Here is a 16,817-nt window from a genome sequence, read left to right as displayed (position 1 = left end):
ATATCGTATGAGATTGCAGAGACGGCATTGGCGAATCCGGGCATTTCGTAAGCGTCGAGAATTGCAAAATGTTTCTGATCGCACGTCTCAGATAGGCAGATCCGACATCATCCTGTTCTCCACCCTGCGGAACGAATATGATCGATTACCATATTTTCTGCAGTATTATCGGGATATTGGCGTTGATCACTTCATCCTTATCGATAATGGCTCAGAGGATGGCACAGGCAGCTATTTGGCAAAGCAGCCCGATGTAACACTTTTTCATACGACACACAGCTATAGTGAATCCCGTTTTGGTGTAGATTGGCTTAACTGGCTTCAAACCAAATATGCGCACGGGCATTGGACCATTGTGGTGGATATCGATGAATTCCTTATCTACCCGTTTTGCAATACGCGCCCATTACGGGCTCTAACCGATTGGCTTGACGCGTCGTCGATCAAATCCTTTGGAACCATGCTAGTGGATATGTATCCCAAAGGGCCGGTAGATAGCGTTCCCTATTCCAAAGGGCAAAATCCATTCGAAAACGCGCACTGGTTCGACATCGGCAACTACTCAATAAGAAAGAACCATCAATACGAAAACCTATGGATACAGGGCGGGCCACGCGCTCGGGCGTTTTTTCAAGACAATGCCAAACACGCGCCGGCGCTCAATAAAGTTCCACTGGTCAAATGGCATCGCGGGTACGTTTATGTCAGTTCTACCCATATGTTGCTGCCGCGTGGATTGAACCGGGTTTACGATACTCAGGGCGGTGAAAAGACGTCAGGCTGTCTGCTACACGCAAAGTTCCTCGACACATTTTCTTCAAGATCCGAAGAAGAAGCAGCGCGACAACAACATTTTGCAAGAGGCAATGAATATTTAGCCTATAGCGATGGGCTCGGAGAGCAACCAGACCTTTGGTGTAAGTGGTCAGAGCGATATATCAATTGGCGACAACTTGAGATTCTTGGTTTGATGTCATCAGGAAATTGGGCTTGAACATTGGCTTCGTCATATTAGCGCATACGGCATTGGACCGTGCTGCGCAGGTCGTGCGTCACTGGGCTGAACATGACAGGCCTGTGGTCGTCCATGTCGATGAAAGGGTAGATGCAGATTCCTACAAACGCTTCTGTGCCAAGATGGGTGACTTTCCCAATGTAAGGTTTTCGCAGAAGTTTTCCTGTGAATGGGGAAGTTGGTCGATCGTATCTGCAACCCAGGCTGCCTGCGAGCTGATGCTTGATGCATTCCCTGAAGTTAGCCACGTTTATCTCGCAAGTGGCTCCTGCATACCATTACGACCAGTTGCAGAACTTCAGTCTTATATTAACCGATACCCTGACACTGACTTCATCGAGTCTGTCACGGCCGAGAGCGTTGATTGGACAATTGGTGGCCTTGACCATGAACGGTTTACCTTACGCTTTCCTTTTTCTTGGCGACGGCACCGTCGATTATTTGATCGCTATGTATCGTTTCAGCGTCGCATCAAATTCAAACGCAAGATACCTGACGGACTGGTGCCCCATCTTGGCTCTCAATGGTGGTGTCTGACACGTGCCACCCTGTCCTCAATTTTGGATGACCCTAAACGCCAGATTTATGATCGCTACTTTCGTCGGGTATGGATTCCTGACGAAAGCTATTTTCAGACCTTGGCAAGGCAGCATGCTAAACGGATCGAAAGCCGATCACTCACGCTGTCCAAATTTGATTTGCAGGGTAAGCCATATGTTTTCTATGACGACCATATTCAGCTTCTTCGGAAATCGAATTGCTTTGTTGCACGCAAAATATGGCCGCATTCAGAGCAGGTTTACCAAGAGTTTTTAACGGCACAGCCGGGTCCAATGCGCAATTCTGAACCGAACCCGTTCAAGATCGACCGCCTGTTTAACAGAGCGACGGAGCGTCGGTTAAATGGGCGCGCTGGGTTGTATATGGTTGGGCGTTACCCTGACCAGAATTTCGAAGGGGATGTGAGCAGCAGCAAATATACGGTCCTTGAAGGTTTCAATAATTTTTTTGAAGGATTCGAGGATTGGCTGCAAGAATGTGTAGACGCCCGTATTCATAACCACCTTTTTGCAAAAGATCGGGTTGAATTTGCGGGTGGTGAGAAAGTGTTTAGTGGCTGTCTGACAGATAGCGTAAAACTGCGCGACTATAACCCCCAAGACTTTCTGACTAACCTGATCTGGAATACCCGGGGTGAGCATCAATGCTTCCAGTTTGGTCCTGGGGACAATCAGAAAATTTCTAGATTCCTAGTGAAGGACAGGAATGCTCAAATATATGTAATCAGTGGTGCGTGGGCAATTTCGCTCTTTCAATCCGGCCGTGATTTTTCCGAGTTGTATAAAGAGGCTACTTTGTTTCAAAACTTGGAGATTGCACATCTTAATCTGCTTCGCTCCAGCAAAACGAAAGCCCAAGTTAGGATATGGACATTGGCAGAGTTCATTGAAGATTCAATGAGAAACCTGCAAGTTGTTCTGGATGACATGGGGGGAAGTAAAAACAAGCTGACTGAAGTACCACGCATGGTAGACTTGACTGGATTTGGGCAATTTCTGCAGAGACTCAAAAATGAAGGTATGGGTCCCGGTCTTATGGGAGCATTCCCAGTGGTCGAAGAAAGTTCAACACATTCTAGTGCGCAATCATGAGCCAATTTGAGTCTTTCGTTATTCTTGCTGGCATGCGCACCGGGTCTAACCTTCTTGAAACCTACCTGAACCAGTTCGATGATTTCACCTGTTATGGTGAGATATACAATCCGGAATTCATTGGTGAATTAACGGAACAAAGCCTGTTTGACATGACTGTTTCGGATCGGAAAAAGGCCCCATTACGATTGCTGGAATTGATCAAAGAAAATACTCAAGGCATTCCTGGTTTCCGGCTCTTTCAAGGCCATGAGCCAAGAGTTCTTTCTCATGTACTGGCAGACCCATGCTGCGCGAAAATCGTTCTTAGCCGGAATCCGCTGGAAAGTTATATTTCACTCAATATTGCGGTGGAGACCAACCAATGGAGCCTTATCGATGCAAAGCAACGACGGTCCGCAAAAATCAAGTTCAACAAACGGGAATTTGAGGAAACTGTGAGAACGCGCGAAAGTTTCCATTCCCATATTGCTGGTACATTACAAAAGACAGGACAGACAGCTTTTCATATCGATTACGAAGATCTGAGTGATGTTGATGTGATAAATGGTCTAGCGAGATTCCTTGGATCAGATCAGGAAATCAAGGTTTTCGCAAAGTCCTTCAAGAAGCAAAACCCCGATGAAATCGAAAACAAAGTCGCGAACTATGACGAGATGGTCAGTGATCTTGCAGATATGGACTATTTTGCACTTTCGCATGAACCAAACTTTGAACCACGACGCGGCCCTGGTGTGCCCGGTTTTTATATCGCAGCTAAGGCACCGCTGCTTTATGTTCCGATACGCCCTGAACCCGGTGAAGAAGTGCTGGATTGGATGGCCAGATTGGATGGGGTGCAGCGTGAGGATATCTCAACAAACCTAACGCAGAAAACACTACGTGACTGGAAGCGCGAAAACCCCGGGCATAGAAGTTTTACAGTTATCAGGCATCCTCTTGCGCGGGCGCATACGGCGTTTTGCACCCGTATGGTTTCAGCGCCAGATGCGATATTTGCAGAAGCAAGACGCGTTATACGGCGCCGCTATGATGTGCTGGTTCCAATAGATGGTAATGTTAACAATTACTCAAAGGCCGACCACAAGCTGGCATTTGTCAACTTTCTGAAGTTCGTGAAAGCAAGCCTCTCGGGACAAACCAGCCTTCGCGTTGATATGACTTGGGCAAGCCAGACGGCTATGCTGGAAGGTGCCGCGTCAATTACTATACCTGACGTGATTATACGCGAAAACGATATACAGCGCGATCTTTCCCGCCTGGCTGAGGATTTGGAACTTACTGATCCGGGGATTAGCGAATTTCAGACAGATGAACCCTACAGTCTGGTTGATATATATGACGCTGATCTCGAAAAGCTAGCCCGTGCCGCATATCGCAAGGACTACATAAACTTTGGTTTCTCGGACTGGTGCGCCAGTTGATCAAGCAGCCTGTGACGCAGGGCCTTCTGTCAAAATTGCATGCAAAGCAGCCGGGTTTTCATTTGCACGCAATTTTGCGCATATATCACGATCTCTCATGGTTCGGGATACCAACGCAAGCGCCTTCAAATGTTCAACACCTGCATCTGCAGGCGCAAACATGGCAAAGAAAAGGTCAACTGGCTGTCGATCAGCCGCATCAAAATCAATTGGCTTTTCGAGCCGTAAGAACACTGCAACTACATGCTCAAGCCCCTCAAGTCGCGCATGAGGTAGGGCAACGCCAGACCCTACACCGGTAGGGCCAAGACTTTCACGTTCCTGAAGTGCATCAAGCGCTGAACCCGCTTCGACGCCATAACAGGATTCCGACAGGTCGGCGATTTCCTGAAACAGTCGCTTTTTGCTCGATATCTTGGAAACGCTTTTGATTGCCTCTGGTTTGAGGATGCTTGTTAGTTTCATAACCGCTCTCTTGAAAAGCAGCCATGCGTTCAGGCTGCTATGTTCCAGTCACCGGGTCGATCCACCCGATATTTCCATCATCGCGTCGGTATACGACGTTCAAACCCTTGTTTCCCTCATTGCGAAACACCAATACTGGCACTCCCGCAATTTCCATCTGCATAACAGCCTCGCCCACTGAAAGCGATGGTATTTTAGTCTCCATTTCCGCAACAATAATGGGTTGAAGCGTATCAGGCTCTACCTCATCAGTATTGGTTCCACCGGCGAGGATATAAGATGATGCACCGAAGAGTTCAACCGGTTGCAACCTTTCTTTATGATGATCCTTAAGACGACGTTTATAGCGGCGAAGTTGTTTTTCCATCTTGTCGCAGCACTTTTCGAAAGCTGCATATATTTCTGTATCGTGGGCTTTGGCCTGTGTTGTCAGGCCGGTACTCAGGTGGATTGTTGCTTCACAGACAAATTCAAAAGCGTCTTTTGAAAATACAACGGTCGCATCTGTGGGCCGCTCCGCATATTTCCCTATGATTTCAGATAGTTCCGTTTGAACATGAGTTTGGAGAGCTTCCCCGATATCGATTTGTTTACCGCTGATCTGATAACGCATAGCATCTCCTTGATTTTATGAAATTCAGTGAAAGTTGTTAGCGGTTCTGTCCAGTCGTCAAATCCCCATCCGACCAGAAAAATGGCCTTAGAGAGACTAACATCCAAGCGTGTCGCCTGAGGCGTAACAGTGTCCACAAACATCACCAATATTTGGCGCTATATCATACGTGTCTGTCAACTGAGTCGTTTGCTACTTCTTGATGCAGCTATGTGGATGAACCTGGACTGGCAAATTCTGTCTTATGAAATTTTGAAATTCTGCCCCAGATAAACGCGACGTACATTTTCGTCCTGCACGACTTCGTCAGTTGTTCCGCTCATCAGAACGTGACCATCATGGAGGATGTAGGCCCGATCAACGATCTCAAGTGTTTCGCGGACGTTGTGGTCTGTTATCAAAACACCGATACCCCGTTTTTTCAGGTCAGCGACAAGCCCACGGATCTCTCCTACAGCTATCGGATCAACGCCAGCAAAAGGCTCATCAAGCAGCAGATATTTGGGGTCAGCAGCCAGGCAGCGTGCAATTTCTACCCGGCGACGTTCCCCGCCGGACAGTGAAAGCGCGGGCGCGCGTCGCAAATGGGTGATTGAGAATTCGCTAAGTAATTCTTCCAGGCGCTCACGACGCTTGGTACGGTCTTTGACTGCAACTTCAAGGATGGCAAGGATGTTGTCCTCAACGCTCAATCCGCGAAAAATGGACATCTCTTGTGGCAAATACCCAATACCCAATTTCGCGCGGCGATACATTGGCAGCAACGTCACATCACGTCCATCGATCGTCACTGTGCCTGCTTCAGGCGTCACAAGGCCGGCAATTGCGTAGAAGCAAGTCGTTTTACCCGAACCGTTCGGGCCCAGAAGTGCCACGACTTCACCGCGATCAAGATCAAGGCTGACATCACGGATAACAGGGCGACGTTTATAGCTTTTGTGAAGCCCATGAATCTTAAGACCGGCGGAGCCTTCAGAAACCAGAAAGTCGTGTTTCTCGGTCACTGATCGGTCCCAGTTTGGAAAATTGTTTTCACGCCGCCTTCCATACGGCCGCTTCCTTCACGCAAGTCGACCGTTAGTTTCTTACCGGCCAGTGCGTTTTCACCCTGAGTCAGGATCACATTTCCAGTCATGACAATTTGCGCTGACTCTATGGAATAAACGGCTTCCGCAGCTTCTGCAGCTTCCGCTCCGTTAACAAGTGTGACGCCGCCAGTTGCCAAAAGCCGATCAATCTTACCCGTCGCGCCCCCGTTTTCGGTAGCATATTCAACACGAACATTCCCTGCGCTTAATCTCATTTCGCCTTGGCCTGCGACGACATTGCCTTTGAAGACGGCAGAACCAGTCTCTTGATCTACGATCAATTCATCAGCAGTGATTTCAACTGGCAGGGTCGCGTCGTGTTTCAAGCCGCCAAAGGCAACCGTAGCGTTCTGAGCGAACGCAGTAATGGGAATAAAACTGATGAGGCAAAGGATTAGAACCTGTCGTATAAAAAATCTCATTTCACCACCTACTTCTCAGGCTGGTATATCAGCTTCACACCATCCTTGAAAACAAGAAGATGCGTGTCATTTCGGTTTGTCAAAACCATATTACCAGCGTCCAGCTTGCCAGCTGGCCCATAACCGCTAACGGGACCAGAGGATGTGATCCCTGTGGCGCGCAGGTCGGTTGTCAGCATTTCTGTGTCAAGCTGATATCCGTTCGATGTCTTGATCATGACGTCGCCTGTCAAATCAAGCTGTTGGTTATTTCCGTCGAACAGCGCGATTTTTGCAAGTATATTATACTCTGCCCCATGATCGGTCTTTATATTCGCTGTGACCGTATTGGCCTGAAGACGTCGTGAATCTTCGGGATCAGGCACTGCACTTTCTGCCGACACTGTAATAGCTGACCCATCTGACGTGAGGCCTGAAAATCGGGGGAGGCCAAACGTTGTTCTCGGGCGATTTTCTCAACATCGATATCAGCAAACGGAATAGCGTCTGTAGGGTCCAGATTACGTGAAAACAGAAATAAGGTTGACAGAAACCCGAGCGCAAGAAGGGGGAAGATAATCTTCGCAAACTGGACGAACCGAGAATATCTGTTGTCAGCGAAGGTCATTGCTCATCCGACCCCGGCGCGCAGGCAGTCGTGGATATGGAGGATACCAAGCGGTCTGCTGTCCTCTACCACAAACAGACATAAGACGGGGCGCGTATTCCCCAGACCATTCATCTGCGCAACAGCTTCTTCGGCCAACGCACCCGGCGAGATAGTGCGAGGGTCGGGTGTCATGACTTCGTCTGCACGGCGCTCCAGAAGCCCGTCCATATGGCGACGCAAATCGCCATCGGTTATGATCCCTGCAAGCGCACCGTTTTCACCAGTTACACCAACGACACCAAACCCCTTACGGCTGATTTCAATTAGTGCATCTGGCATTGGTGTATCGAAGCAAATCAATGGCACAGCATCGCCGCTATGCATCAAGTCGCGTACTTTCGACAGTCTGGCACCCAATTTGCCGCCGGGATGGAAATCGCGAAAATTTTCGGGTGTGAACTGGCGATGCTCCATCATGGCAATTGCCAATGCATCGCCAAGGGCCAATGTCATCGTTGTTGAAGTTGTCGGTACAATACCTGTCCCGCAGGCTTCCTTAGCCGGTGGCAGAAGTAACGCAACATCAGCCTGTTTCAGCAGAGTGCTTCCCGCGCGGCTGGCGATTCCGATCATTGGGATATTGAAGCGGCGCGTATAGGCGATCACATCGGCAAGCTCTGGCGTTTCGCCCGAATTGGACAAAACCAATGCCACATCCCCCTGAGCCATCATTCCCAAGTCACCATGACTGGCCTCGGCAGGATGTACAAAATGCGCAGGTGTCCCGGTGGAGGCTAATGTAGCGGCAATTTTGCGGGCAATATGCCCTGATTTGCCCATACCGCTGACTATGACCCTGCCCTTAGCCTTTAGCATTAATGCCACGGCCTTAGAGAACTCCATGTCCAAAGCCGAATGAAGTAAAGTCAACGCATCGGCTTCACGCTCGATAACGCGACGACCTGTTTCAAGGAATGTATCATGGTTCATGGTGCTTAGCATTCCATGTATCTAATGCGCAAAGATATCAATTTCAGGCCATCCGGCCAAATCAAGCTGTGCACGCATCGGAAGAAAGTCAAAACATGCCTGTGCAATCTGGGTCCGCCCTTCGCGATCCAACCGGTTGTTAAGCTCTTCCCGCAAGCGGTGCAGATACAGCACGTCGGATGCTGCATACTCCAGCTGCGCGTCGCTCAGAGCCTCTGCACCCCAATCGCTGGATTGCTGTTGTTTTGATATATCAACGGCAAGAAGTTCCTGCAGAAGATATTTCAGCCCATGCCGGTCTGTGTAAGTGCGAACCAGTTTTGAAGCGATCTTAGTGCAATAAACTGGGGCTGTGACGACCCCGAATGCATTCAACATCGCTGCAATATCAAACCGCCCGAAATGAAACAGCTTTAGGACATTCGGGTCGGCCAACATACGACATAGGTTGGGCGCTTCGTTCTGCCCTTTGGACACTTGCACCATATGCGCATTTCCGTCACCGCCAGACATTTGGATTACGCATAACCTGTCGCGATGTGGGTTCAGCCCCATTGTTTCACAATCAATCGCGACGACTGGTCCAAGGTTCAAATCATCCGGTAGATCGTTCTTGTAAAGAAAATTTGCCACGTCTTGTCTCTTCGTTTGTACCTGAGACGAGATACGGGGTTTGCCGGTGCAATACAATAACAGCTATGTCTGACTGGACAGACTGGAAAGCAGCGCGTGTTCCATCACCTGTGCTGTATCATGCCAAGTCGGTAGGCTTTCTCCGGCTGTTTTGGAGGCTATTGATAAGGCGTCCCGCTGTCTTCCGTCCGTCAGAAGCCGTCTCAGGGCAGCGCTGAACAGCGATGGGGAATCCACTGGCACAAGCAGAGCTGCATCACCAACGGTATCAGGAACTGCGCCGGTATTGCAGGTTACAATCGGCAGCCCATATGTCATCGCTTCACCAAGGACCATGCCATAACCCTCATAGCGTGTTGCAAGGGCAAAGATCGAGGCAGCTTCATATCGGCGGTGCAAAGCGGTCTGGTCCAAAAGCCCCGCAAAGGTGACGCGCTGGTCCAACCCCAGATCATGACATTGCTGCTTGAGGTTCCTTTCGATGGTTACTTCATGCGATCCACCGATAATCTCGGCTTGCCAGTCAAGATCGACCAGCTCGGCAAGCGCATCCAAAAAGATATCATGGCCCTTGCGCGCCGCCAGAAGTCCGACGGACAAAATCAGTGGCGGGCTTTGTGGGATGCGTTGCGCCGGTTTTTGGTCAGACCCTGGCAAAGCTATAGAGATTTTACCGGGTGCCACTCCGAATTGCTGCGCAAGGATATGTGCCGTATGTGGGCTGGGAACAACGACATGGGCCGCGCGTTTCAACGCCTCTGCCTCATTTTTCATAAGATGCGTTGCCAAATCTGGGCTAAGACCTGTTTCCAGACCTAGCGGATGATGGATCATTGCGACAATGGGTGCGCGCATGTGATCCAGCCCCTTGGGATCGATTGAACCAAAAACCAAGCCATCCAAGATCACCGGAGTCTCGGCTGGTATATCTGCAAGGACGCCAATAGTTGCTGCCATGTCACCGGCGGTGGGGGTCGGAAAGCTGTCCGGAAGCTGTAGATGCCGGATGGCATTTCCTCGCTCCTGCAAAGTATGCAGCAATGTGGCTTCGTAGATAAACCCGCCTGTCTTGCGGTGCATATCACCGGGAATGGCGAAAACGGCCGGCGGTATTTTCGTCATCTCAGTCCCTTATCTGGACAGCTGCTCACTGGCATAAATACGTAAGACGATTTGTTCGAGCTGTTCCAAGACGACATAGACGAGGCTGGCAGTGACTGACAACAAGACAATTGCGCTCCAGAGCATGTTGTAATCCGAGGTTGATGCAGTCAGCGCCATAAGGCTGCCTATGCCTTTACCTGTTGCCAGCCATTCAGCGGTCGTTACGGCTAAAAGCGCGGCGGGTATTGCCATGCGCGCTGACGCAAAAAGGGCGGGTAACATGGCTGGGATTCGCGCAAATACCAAAAGGCGGAGGCGACCAGCAGCATAGCTGTCAAAGACCTCAACGATTTGTCCCGGTGTTTGGCGCAGACCTTGCAGGCAGGCGACAAGCGTTGGGAAGAAAATCATCACAGCGATGATCGTAATCGTCCCCACAGCCCCTCGTCCGAGGGCGAGTACGATAAGCGGCGCAGTCGTGATTATTGGAACAGAGCGCAACGCAATAGCAATAGGCAACACCGTCGCGGCAAGGCCGGGCAAAAGGGTGATGCACCCCGCAAGTGTTGCGCCCAACAGCAGTCCGGTCAGATACCCCGGAATGGCAAAGGTCAGGGTCTCTCCGTAAGCGGTAAGCAATTTTTCTTGATTGGCAATGGCATCAGGTGCACTGATCAGAAATTGCCAGATATCCGCAGGTCGCTTGGCAAAGAACCTGTTTGCACCAAACACATCCATGAGGCCCTGCCAGAGCAATAAAGCGGTTACGATAATCAGAAGCGCCATGGCCGATCTTTGCCATATAGGCTGCCTTTGCTGCGCGCTGGGCGCAGACAACAACACAGCAGGAGGCGCTGTGACAAGTTTGCGCCCTATCCAGCCCAAAATACCATAGGCCAACATCGAAATCATTGCTGCCAGCAGTGCCAGTGCCCAAGTCGCTGGCACATCAAGACCACGCATGGCACGAATTGTAAGCACGCCCATGCCACGCTCTGCGCCTGTGAACTCTCCGACCATGGCACCCAGAAAGGCAGCTGGCGCTGCAATTTGAAGACCCGCAACAAAATAGGGAACAGAGGCCATTATGCGGATATGGAAAAGCTCGGCCATGCGCCCGCGTCCGTAGCTGCGTACAAGATCGGGCCAGCTTTGTGGCACAGCACGCAGACCCACCATCAGTGACAGGAATGTGGTGTAATAAACGGCAAGTGCTGCCAGTGTAATCTGTGGCCCGCCGCCCGAGCCGAACAGAACGCGCAGGATTGGACCGGTGGCTACCAGCGGTAAGCAAAAAATCAACAGGGCCAGTGCCAAGATCAGACGTTCCGTCCGCGGGGCAAGGAAAACACTAGCTGCAAGAATGACGGCAGCGATATTACCGTATACAAAGCCCAAGGTGGCTGCCTTAAGCGTGGCAGCCATTGCGCGGCTCAGAAGCCCCGCATTCATCCATATATGCGCACTAACCTCGAACGGGCCAGCGATGATGAAATTGCCCGCGGTCAACTGGGCTGCAACTTCCCATATGGCAAGTCCTGCAAGCCAGCTGGTTAGCGCGGGAACGCCAGTCCAGAGACGCCTTTGCCGTGATGATGTGCTGGCGATCATTGGGCCGCAAGTGCTTTGGTCTTTGGGTCAGACCAAAGGGCAGCGGCCACGCGTTTTGTGGCCTTGAGGAACGGTTTGGTTTCAGTCAGATCTGATCTTCGCGGGCCATCCAGATTGATTGGAATATCAGCGATGATATCACCGGGGCGGTTTGACATTACCAACACACGATCAGACAACAGCACGGCTTCGCTGATCGAATGGGTAATAAGAACAGCCGTCGTTCCGCGCGACTGCCAGATTGGAGGCAGGTCTTCGTTCAAACGCATACGTGTCAGTTCGTCTACGGCGCCGAAAGGTTCGTCCAATAGCAAAAGGTCTGGTGCACTGATCAGGCAGCGAGCAATGGCGACACGTTGGCGCATACCCCCTGACAGCTCGGCGGGGCGGCGATCTTCGAAGCCGTTCAGACCAACCAGAGAAATCAGTCTGGCTATGGCCGCAGGATCAGGCTTAGAACGTGCCAATGTCAAAGCTAGCGCGATATTGTTACGAACGCTGCGCCAAGGCAGAAGCGAAGGATCCTGAAAAGCCATTGCGAGCCCAGCTCGATTGCGGACTTGCGCAGGGGTTTCCTCACCAATCATGACAGTACCGTCCGAGGGTGTCTCCAGCCCGGCGATTAAGCGCAGCAGAGTCGACTTTCCACATCCCGAGGGGCCGACAATGGCCGTGGTTTGCCCAGCCGCAAATTCAACATTGGTAGGACTAAGCGCTTTAATCGGATCATCGAGCCTGCCATAGGTTTTGGACAATCCGCTACAGGTGATTAGAGGTCCGATTGATTTAGCTTCCATGCACTTCTTCAAGAAGCGATCTGTCCCAAAGGTCAGGGGTCACTTTCCGGTCAAGCAGAGCCAGCGTTTCGATATTGGCGTTAACGGTGTCCTCGGTGAACCAACCAAAGCCATTCTCTGCCGTCAGATCCGAGAACATCAAAGGCACCTGTCGTTCGGCCTGTAACTTTTGTGTTGGCAAGCCCAGACCTGCATCGGGGAACATTTCTACGGTCAGGGCTGCGGCGGCATCTGTGTCAGTCTGATAATCATTCCAACCCATTACTTCGCCTTTCAGTAAGGCGACCAGATCGGCGCGGCGATTGGCGATAGTGTCATCGGTTGCGATGTAGGTCTGTGAATGTACCGAATAACCGAAATCAGCCATGAGCATTGTGACGCTCTCAACACCTTGTATTTTCATAGCGACGGGTATGTCTGTTGCCCAATTAAGCAGGCAATCCACCTGCCCTGACACCAGAGGTGCCGCGTCATACTGTGTTGGGACAATTTCGATCTTTTCAATATCGGCGTTGTTGATTGTGCACAGCGCTTGCAGCACAGGTGTATTTGCCACCGCCATTCCGATACGTTTGCCCTCCAAATCGGCAGGCGTATTCACAGGATTTTCAGGTAGCGATGTGATGGCAAACGGGTTTTTCTGCATTGCAACAGCGATAATCTTGAATGGCGCACCTTCTGCAACGGCTGCGGCTGTATAGTCAGCTGCTGATATACCGACAAGCGCGTTACCTGAAACCACAGGGGGTTCTACTGGCGCATTAGGCCCACCCTGATTCAACGCAACGGTCAAACCCTGATCCGCCCAGTAGTTTTTTGAGGCGGCAATGTAGCTGCCGCCAAACTGCACGGAATGCAGCCAGGACAATTGCAATGCTACTTCTGTCTGTTGTGCGGTTCCGGGTCCGGTGCTCAGCGCGCTTAAGCCAAAAGCAGCACTGGTGGTCGCAAGAAAGCGACGACGAGAGAGCGGAGAGATGATTTTTTTAGGCATGAGTACCTCCTGTTTGATATCATATTTTATAGGGGTTTGGTTTATCAGCAAGCGACGAGGGTCGCGTGTGCAGGGACTTGCCAGTCGTCCGTGCGGCATTTGGATATAGAACTGCGCCTGGTAGGCTGGCCACTAACATGATCAAGCCGTAGGCAACTCCGGCTGCAATTCCGGCGCTTGCGCTTGCTCCTACCAGCGGAAAAAGACCCGCTGCTGCCCCTTCCCGCCAGCCCCAACCGCCGATGGAGGCAGGGATTAACATTGCAGTCAGGATAAGCGGGATAAGGGTAAAGATTGCCTCAGCGGGTAAGGTCGTGCCTATGGCAAGTGTGCAGACGTAAAATGCCACAAGATTAAGGCTGACGATTGTCAGCCCAAGCAGGGCTTGGCGACCTCGGATAGTGCCGGCCAGAACACTGCGCTTTATTGCGTTTGCAAAGCTGCTGAGCCAAGGCAGATGGATAAGTTGCCACGGAATAATAGCCATTGCCGAAAGTGCAAGACAAAAGCCAAACAGTAGCAGCCATGGAACCCAGACTGGCCAGTTAATACCGCCGGGATATGCTACGGCAATTGTGAAACCAGCAAACATTATTGTGAACATGGCCAGCTGGCCGACCAGACGTTCAATCATGACAGATTGTATGGCGCGGTTTAGATCGGCCCCATGGCGTGACCTGACAGCGCGGGCTGCATCACCTATGACGCCGCCGGGAAGAAGCTGATTGACCAGCTGCGCGAGGTAGTATTCGCCAACTGCCCATCTGAGGCTGAATGTCATGCCAAGCTGCTGCGCGGTCAACTGCCAGCGCAGCGCCATCAGAACTGTCTGTACTGTCAGTGCCCCTAATGCGAACAGTAACCAACGCCAATCCGCTTGCTCTAGCCGCGTGAAAACCTGCCCGGTGTCGGTCATATACAGTAATGCTGTAATCAAGCTTACGGACACAAATATCCGCACCCCGTATGCTATGCTGGCTGTCATGAGCGACTGGTCTCCAGAATGGTTGAACTGAAGGCCCGGATAAACTGATCGCGGAAATCCTGCATTGGCCAAACCGGTGTAGCCTCATTTGGAACCAATCCGTCTTGCCAGCCCCAGTGATCCAGCATTTCAATAACTTCTGGGGGTGCAATAATGTGAACTGGCACATCCAGGCTTTCGATTTGTGACACGAAGCCTGCCGGTTGATGGTCGCCAAGAATGACCAACAAAGGGGATTTTTCAGAGGCCCTTTCAGCATAGGCCATGGCAGTCTGTAGTGAGTAGTCAATCGCCTTTCTGTACTGATCGCGCACCCTGTCGCGATCGCGCCAAACCACCTTTGGTGTGTCGCCGGAGTTCGCCCATTGATCGAATATACGGCCATCTCCGATGTTGTCCCAATCGATCACTGGTGGGATCGGAACCCAGGGCGCGTGAGATGAAATCAGCGCAATTTGCAGGAAATCGGGGCGTGGATCTTGTCCCAGCAGGTTTTCAAATGTTGATAGAGTGAATTGGTCAGGCATCGTGACCCAGTTGAACGGCGCACCTTTATAGCCCATATCCTTGGCTGCCAGAATTTTCTCGAACCCCATTAGATTGCCTTCGGGCCAAGCCAGTGTAATCGCAGGCATGACAGCCCCAGTTCTATATCCGGCGTCAGAGGCAAGATGGAACAGTGTCTTGCGTGGGCTGGCAAGCATAGCGCCATAGCGCGCCTGATCGCCAGTTGTCAGCCCGGACGCTAGCGTTCCGTGGGCCAGCCAGCTTTGCCCACCAGAAGTAGGTGAGGTTAGCCAACCGCTACGCATCGCAAGACCGGCTTTTGCTAGCTGCACCTCAGCGGCCTTTAGCGTCGGCACATGGGTCATCGCGTAAAGTGGGTTATCAAAACTGGTGCGGCCGTAGCTCTCAATGAAAATGAACTGCACGTCCCTGTCACCAATCAGATCAAATAGCCCGATTGCGCCTGCATAGGGATCGGTTGCTGCGGCTTGCTTGAAACTTTGAAGTTCCTGATGCGACTTACGGTATCTAACCGTATGCTGGTAAGCGAGCTTTGTGGTAAAGGCGCTTCCGGGTGGGTTGACCGGCAGTGTCCAAAGACGGGTTGCGTGGCCAGTATCAGCGACACAGATGGCGGCGAATATGACAGCGACACCGCCTGCCGCACCACGGATCCATATAGGCAATGTGGGGCGTGACCAACGTGCGATGGCCCATATAAATGCAACTACTAGGGCTATCAGAGCCAGACCCGCCCCAAGGATACCAAGAATTGCAAGTGCTGGCCCGAGACTGCCCCAAATCACATTCAACCCTGCGCCAAGCAGAAACTGATCGACAATCGGGTTGAAGCTGCGCCCCAAGGCGGTGAACATCGCAAGATCCGCCAGCTTCAGGATCGTAATTATCAACAGAAACATGATCAGAGATAGCTTAACGATCCGCGATAGGAACTTTTGCTTCGGCAACGCCATGAGTCCGAAAAGAAGGATCGGAAGCTCCAGCGGGAAGCGGGTCAGCGTCTGGGCCTGTATGCCGTTGGGATGGTTTGGCAGGATCAGCACGGCATAAAGAACCAGTGCCGCCATTGCCAAAGGGAAAACCGATTTCATGACTTTTGTCGTGCCAGCCAGATCACATCGATTGCGAAGGACCATATCAACAGAATTATCGCAGACCCTGCCAAGACCCAAGATACTGGTGTTGTCACAAACGGCAGGAGCAGGATTACAAGTGTGCTGATCTGTATGACGCAGATAAGTTTCCGTCGGAAGCTTTCATGTAGATTGCCACGCAACCATGGTAGCCACCAACCTGCCATAACGAAAAGATAGCGCATAATGCCTAGCAAAAGGATCATTGCGCTTACCTTGCCTGATTGCAGAATGATCAGTGACAGGATCAAAGCTAGAAATGCATCCACTTCCATATCGAAACGTGCGCCAAAGGCCGAGGACAGACCGCTGCGTCGCGCAAGCCATCCGTCAACGCCATCCAGTAGCAGCGCAAAGACAGCAATCCCGAAGATCAACCATGGATGATATGTCAGTGTCTCTGGTTGCACGATTGCGACGCTTAGAACAGCTGCCAAAGCCGCGCGCGCCTGAGTAACAAGATTGCAGGCCCCCAATCGTGCGTGAGGATAGCTGGTCATTATGGTCCATGTGCCGATCAATATTGTTAGACCAAACAGGCATGTGGCAATGACTTCTGCGTTCCAGCCAGACGCATCATCAAGAATATGCACAACGGCCAGCACCACTATCATGGCAGCTCCGGAAAACAGCACGAAATGCAGGGCCGGCACCGAGGCGATAGCATTACTGTGACTGTCAGACTGTGTATTAGGGTCAATCATAGTTTGTTTAGCTAGATTTGTCTCAGAACTGTCAAGAAATAGCAGGTTTTGAATTGTAACATTTTTGAGT

17 protein-coding genes are annotated in these 16,817 nt (G+C 51.2%); 3 read left to right on the top strand and 14 right to left on the bottom strand.

From position 1 onward, the window contains the following. Window positions 1–7: 7 nt before the first annotated feature. Genes ACZ1HF_RS13340 through ACZ1HF_RS13330 form a run of 3 tightly spaced genes read left to right on the top strand, consistent with a single transcriptional unit; the run spans window position 8 to window position 4,091 of the window. On the top strand, window positions 8–994 hold the full coding sequence (locus tag ACZ1HF_RS13340) for a glycosyltransferase family 2 protein (protein ID WP_472657972.1): 987 nt from the start codon (window positions 8–10) through the stop codon (window positions 992–994). Beyond that, on the top strand, window positions 991–2,667 hold the full coding sequence (locus ACZ1HF_RS13335; protein WP_472657971.1) for a DUF5927 domain-containing protein: 1,677 nt from the start codon (window positions 991–993) through the stop codon (window positions 2,665–2,667). The genes ACZ1HF_RS13340 and ACZ1HF_RS13335 overlap by 4 nt, the downstream gene beginning before the upstream one ends. Beyond that, window positions 2,664–4,091 (top strand): sulfotransferase family 2 domain-containing protein, encoded by a 1,428-nt coding sequence (locus tag ACZ1HF_RS13330; RefSeq protein WP_472657970.1) that lies wholly within the window; start codon window positions 2,664–2,666, stop codon window positions 4,089–4,091. Before ACZ1HF_RS13335 ends, ACZ1HF_RS13330 begins: the two co-directional genes overlap by 4 nt. Here the strand turns inward: ACZ1HF_RS13330 and ACZ1HF_RS13325 are convergent, their stop codons facing one another. The 14 genes from ACZ1HF_RS13325 to ACZ1HF_RS13260 all read right to left on the bottom strand — a co-directional run bounded on the left by ACZ1HF_RS13325 (window position 4,092) and on the right by ACZ1HF_RS13260 (window position 16,747). Next, window positions 4,092–4,556, bottom strand: coding sequence for a PTS sugar transporter subunit IIA (locus tag ACZ1HF_RS13325; protein ID WP_472657969.1), 465 nt, complete (start codon window positions 4,554–4,556; stop codon window positions 4,092–4,094). It abuts the gene before it with no gap. 37 nt (window positions 4,557–4,593) lie between these two features. After that, a complete protein-coding gene (gene hpf / locus ACZ1HF_RS13320; protein ID WP_472657968.1) occupies window positions 4,594–5,169 on the bottom strand; it encodes a ribosome hibernation-promoting factor, HPF/YfiA family in 576 nt (191 codons plus the stop codon). A gap of 242 nt (window positions 5,170–5,411) precedes the next feature. After that, the gene (lptB, locus tag ACZ1HF_RS13315) at window positions 5,412–6,173 is read right to left on the bottom strand and encodes an LPS export ABC transporter ATP-binding protein (RefSeq protein ID WP_472657967.1); all 762 of its coding nucleotides are present in this window, start codon (window positions 6,171–6,173) and stop codon (window positions 5,412–5,414) included. Continuing rightward, window positions 6,170–6,679, bottom strand: a complete 510-nt coding sequence (locus ACZ1HF_RS13310) for an LptA/OstA family protein (protein WP_472657966.1) — start codon at window positions 6,677–6,679, stop codon at window positions 6,170–6,172. The genes lptB and ACZ1HF_RS13310 overlap by 4 nt, the downstream gene beginning before the upstream one ends. 8 nt (window positions 6,680–6,687) lie before the next feature. After that, window positions 6,688–7,044 carry an LPS export ABC transporter periplasmic protein LptC gene (lptC, locus tag ACZ1HF_RS13305; RefSeq protein ID WP_472657965.1) on the bottom strand — a complete coding sequence of 119 codons (357 nt, stop codon included), beginning with the start codon at window positions 7,042–7,044 and terminating at the stop codon, window positions 6,688–6,690. Between the two features lie 245 nt (window positions 7,045–7,289). After that, window positions 7,290–8,258: a KpsF/GutQ family sugar-phosphate isomerase gene (locus ACZ1HF_RS13300; protein ID WP_472657964.1), complete on the bottom strand. Its 969-nt coding sequence runs from the start codon at window positions 8,256–8,258 to the stop codon at window positions 7,290–7,292. Between the two features lie 21 nt (window positions 8,259–8,279). Further along, on the bottom strand, window positions 8,280–8,891 hold the full coding sequence (locus tag ACZ1HF_RS13295) for a ribonuclease D (RefSeq protein WP_472657963.1): 612 nt from the start codon (window positions 8,889–8,891) through the stop codon (window positions 8,280–8,282). A gap of 63 nt (window positions 8,892–8,954) precedes the next feature. Then, window positions 8,955–10,013 carry a glycosyltransferase family 4 protein gene (locus tag ACZ1HF_RS13290; protein ID WP_472657962.1) on the bottom strand — a complete coding sequence of 353 codons (1,059 nt, stop codon included), beginning with the start codon at window positions 10,011–10,013 and terminating at the stop codon, window positions 8,955–8,957. 9 nt (window positions 10,014–10,022) lie between these two features. Next, a complete protein-coding gene (locus ACZ1HF_RS13285) occupies window positions 10,023–11,606 on the bottom strand; it encodes an ABC transporter permease (RefSeq protein ID WP_472657961.1) in 1,584 nt (527 codons plus the stop codon). Further along, window positions 11,603–12,403: an ABC transporter ATP-binding protein gene (locus ACZ1HF_RS13280; protein ID WP_472657960.1), complete on the bottom strand. Its 801-nt coding sequence runs from the start codon at window positions 12,401–12,403 to the stop codon at window positions 11,603–11,605. Before ACZ1HF_RS13280 ends, ACZ1HF_RS13285 begins: the two co-directional genes overlap by 4 nt. Then, window positions 12,393–13,397 carry an ABC transporter substrate-binding protein gene (locus tag ACZ1HF_RS13275; protein ID WP_472657959.1) on the bottom strand — a complete coding sequence of 335 codons (1,005 nt, stop codon included), beginning with the start codon at window positions 13,395–13,397 and terminating at the stop codon, window positions 12,393–12,395. The genes ACZ1HF_RS13280 and ACZ1HF_RS13275 overlap by 11 nt, the downstream gene beginning before the upstream one ends. A 19-nt stretch (window positions 13,398–13,416) precedes the next feature. Further along, complete coding sequence (locus ACZ1HF_RS13270) at window positions 13,417–14,382, bottom strand: lysylphosphatidylglycerol synthase transmembrane domain-containing protein (protein WP_472657958.1); 966 nt, start codon at window positions 14,380–14,382, stop codon at window positions 13,417–13,419. After that, a complete protein-coding gene (locus ACZ1HF_RS13265) occupies window positions 14,379–16,001 on the bottom strand; it encodes a sulfatase-like hydrolase/transferase (protein ID WP_472657957.1) in 1,623 nt (540 codons plus the stop codon). The genes ACZ1HF_RS13270 and ACZ1HF_RS13265 overlap by 4 nt, the downstream gene beginning before the upstream one ends. Continuing rightward, on the bottom strand, window positions 15,998–16,747 hold the full coding sequence (locus ACZ1HF_RS13260; protein WP_472657956.1) for a CDP-alcohol phosphatidyltransferase family protein: 750 nt from the start codon (window positions 16,745–16,747) through the stop codon (window positions 15,998–16,000). The genes ACZ1HF_RS13265 and ACZ1HF_RS13260 overlap by 4 nt, the downstream gene beginning before the upstream one ends. Window positions 16,748–16,817: the final 70 nt, after the last annotated feature.

The sequence above is a fragment of the Litoreibacter sp. GN1-5 genome (assembly GCF_055693805.1).
Note: the sequence above shows the minus strand (reverse complement) of the source record. Positions and strands in the feature narration are given on the sequence as shown.

Bases quoted from the DNA above. Each gene is read 5' to 3' on its own strand.
- ACZ1HF_RS13340 (WP_472657972.1), top strand. From the start codon at position 8: ATGAGATTGCAGAGACGGCATTGGCGAATCCGGGCATTTCGTAAGCGT.
- ACZ1HF_RS13330 (WP_472657970.1), top strand. From the start codon at position 2,664: ATGAGCCAATTTGAGTCTTTCGTTATTCTTGCTGGCATGCGCACCGGG.
- ACZ1HF_RS13325 (WP_472657969.1), bottom strand. From the start codon at position 4,556: ATGAAACTAACAAGCATCCTCAAACCAGAGGCAATCAAAAGCGTTTCC.
- hpf (WP_472657968.1), bottom strand. From the start codon at position 5,169: ATGCGTTATCAGATCAGCGGTAAACAAATCGATATCGGGGAAGCTCTC.
- ACZ1HF_RS13310 (WP_472657966.1), bottom strand. From the start codon at position 6,679: ATGAGATTTTTTATACGACAGGTTCTAATCCTTTGCCTCATCAGTTTT.
- ACZ1HF_RS13300 (WP_472657964.1), bottom strand. From the start codon at position 8,258: ATGAACCATGATACATTCCTTGAAACAGGTCGTCGCGTTATCGAGCGT.
- ACZ1HF_RS13290 (WP_472657962.1), bottom strand. From the start codon at position 10,013: ATGACGAAAATACCGCCGGCCGTTTTCGCCATTCCCGGTGATATGCAC.
- ACZ1HF_RS13285 (WP_472657961.1), bottom strand. From the start codon at position 11,606: ATGATCGCCAGCACATCATCACGGCAAAGGCGTCTCTGGACTGGCGTT.
- ACZ1HF_RS13280 (WP_472657960.1), bottom strand. From the start codon at position 12,403: ATGGAAGCTAAATCAATCGGACCTCTAATCACCTGTAGCGGATTGTCC.
- ACZ1HF_RS13275 (WP_472657959.1), bottom strand. From the start codon at position 13,397: ATGCCTAAAAAAATCATCTCTCCGCTCTCTCGTCGTCGCTTTCTTGCG.
- ACZ1HF_RS13270 (WP_472657958.1), bottom strand. From the start codon at position 14,382: ATGACAGCCAGCATAGCATACGGGGTGCGGATATTTGTGTCCGTAAGC.
- ACZ1HF_RS13265 (WP_472657957.1), bottom strand. From the start codon at position 16,001: ATGAAATCGGTTTTCCCTTTGGCAATGGCGGCACTGGTTCTTTATGCC.
- ACZ1HF_RS13260 (WP_472657956.1), bottom strand. From the start codon at position 16,747: ATGATTGACCCTAATACACAGTCTGACAGTCACAGTAATGCTATCGCC.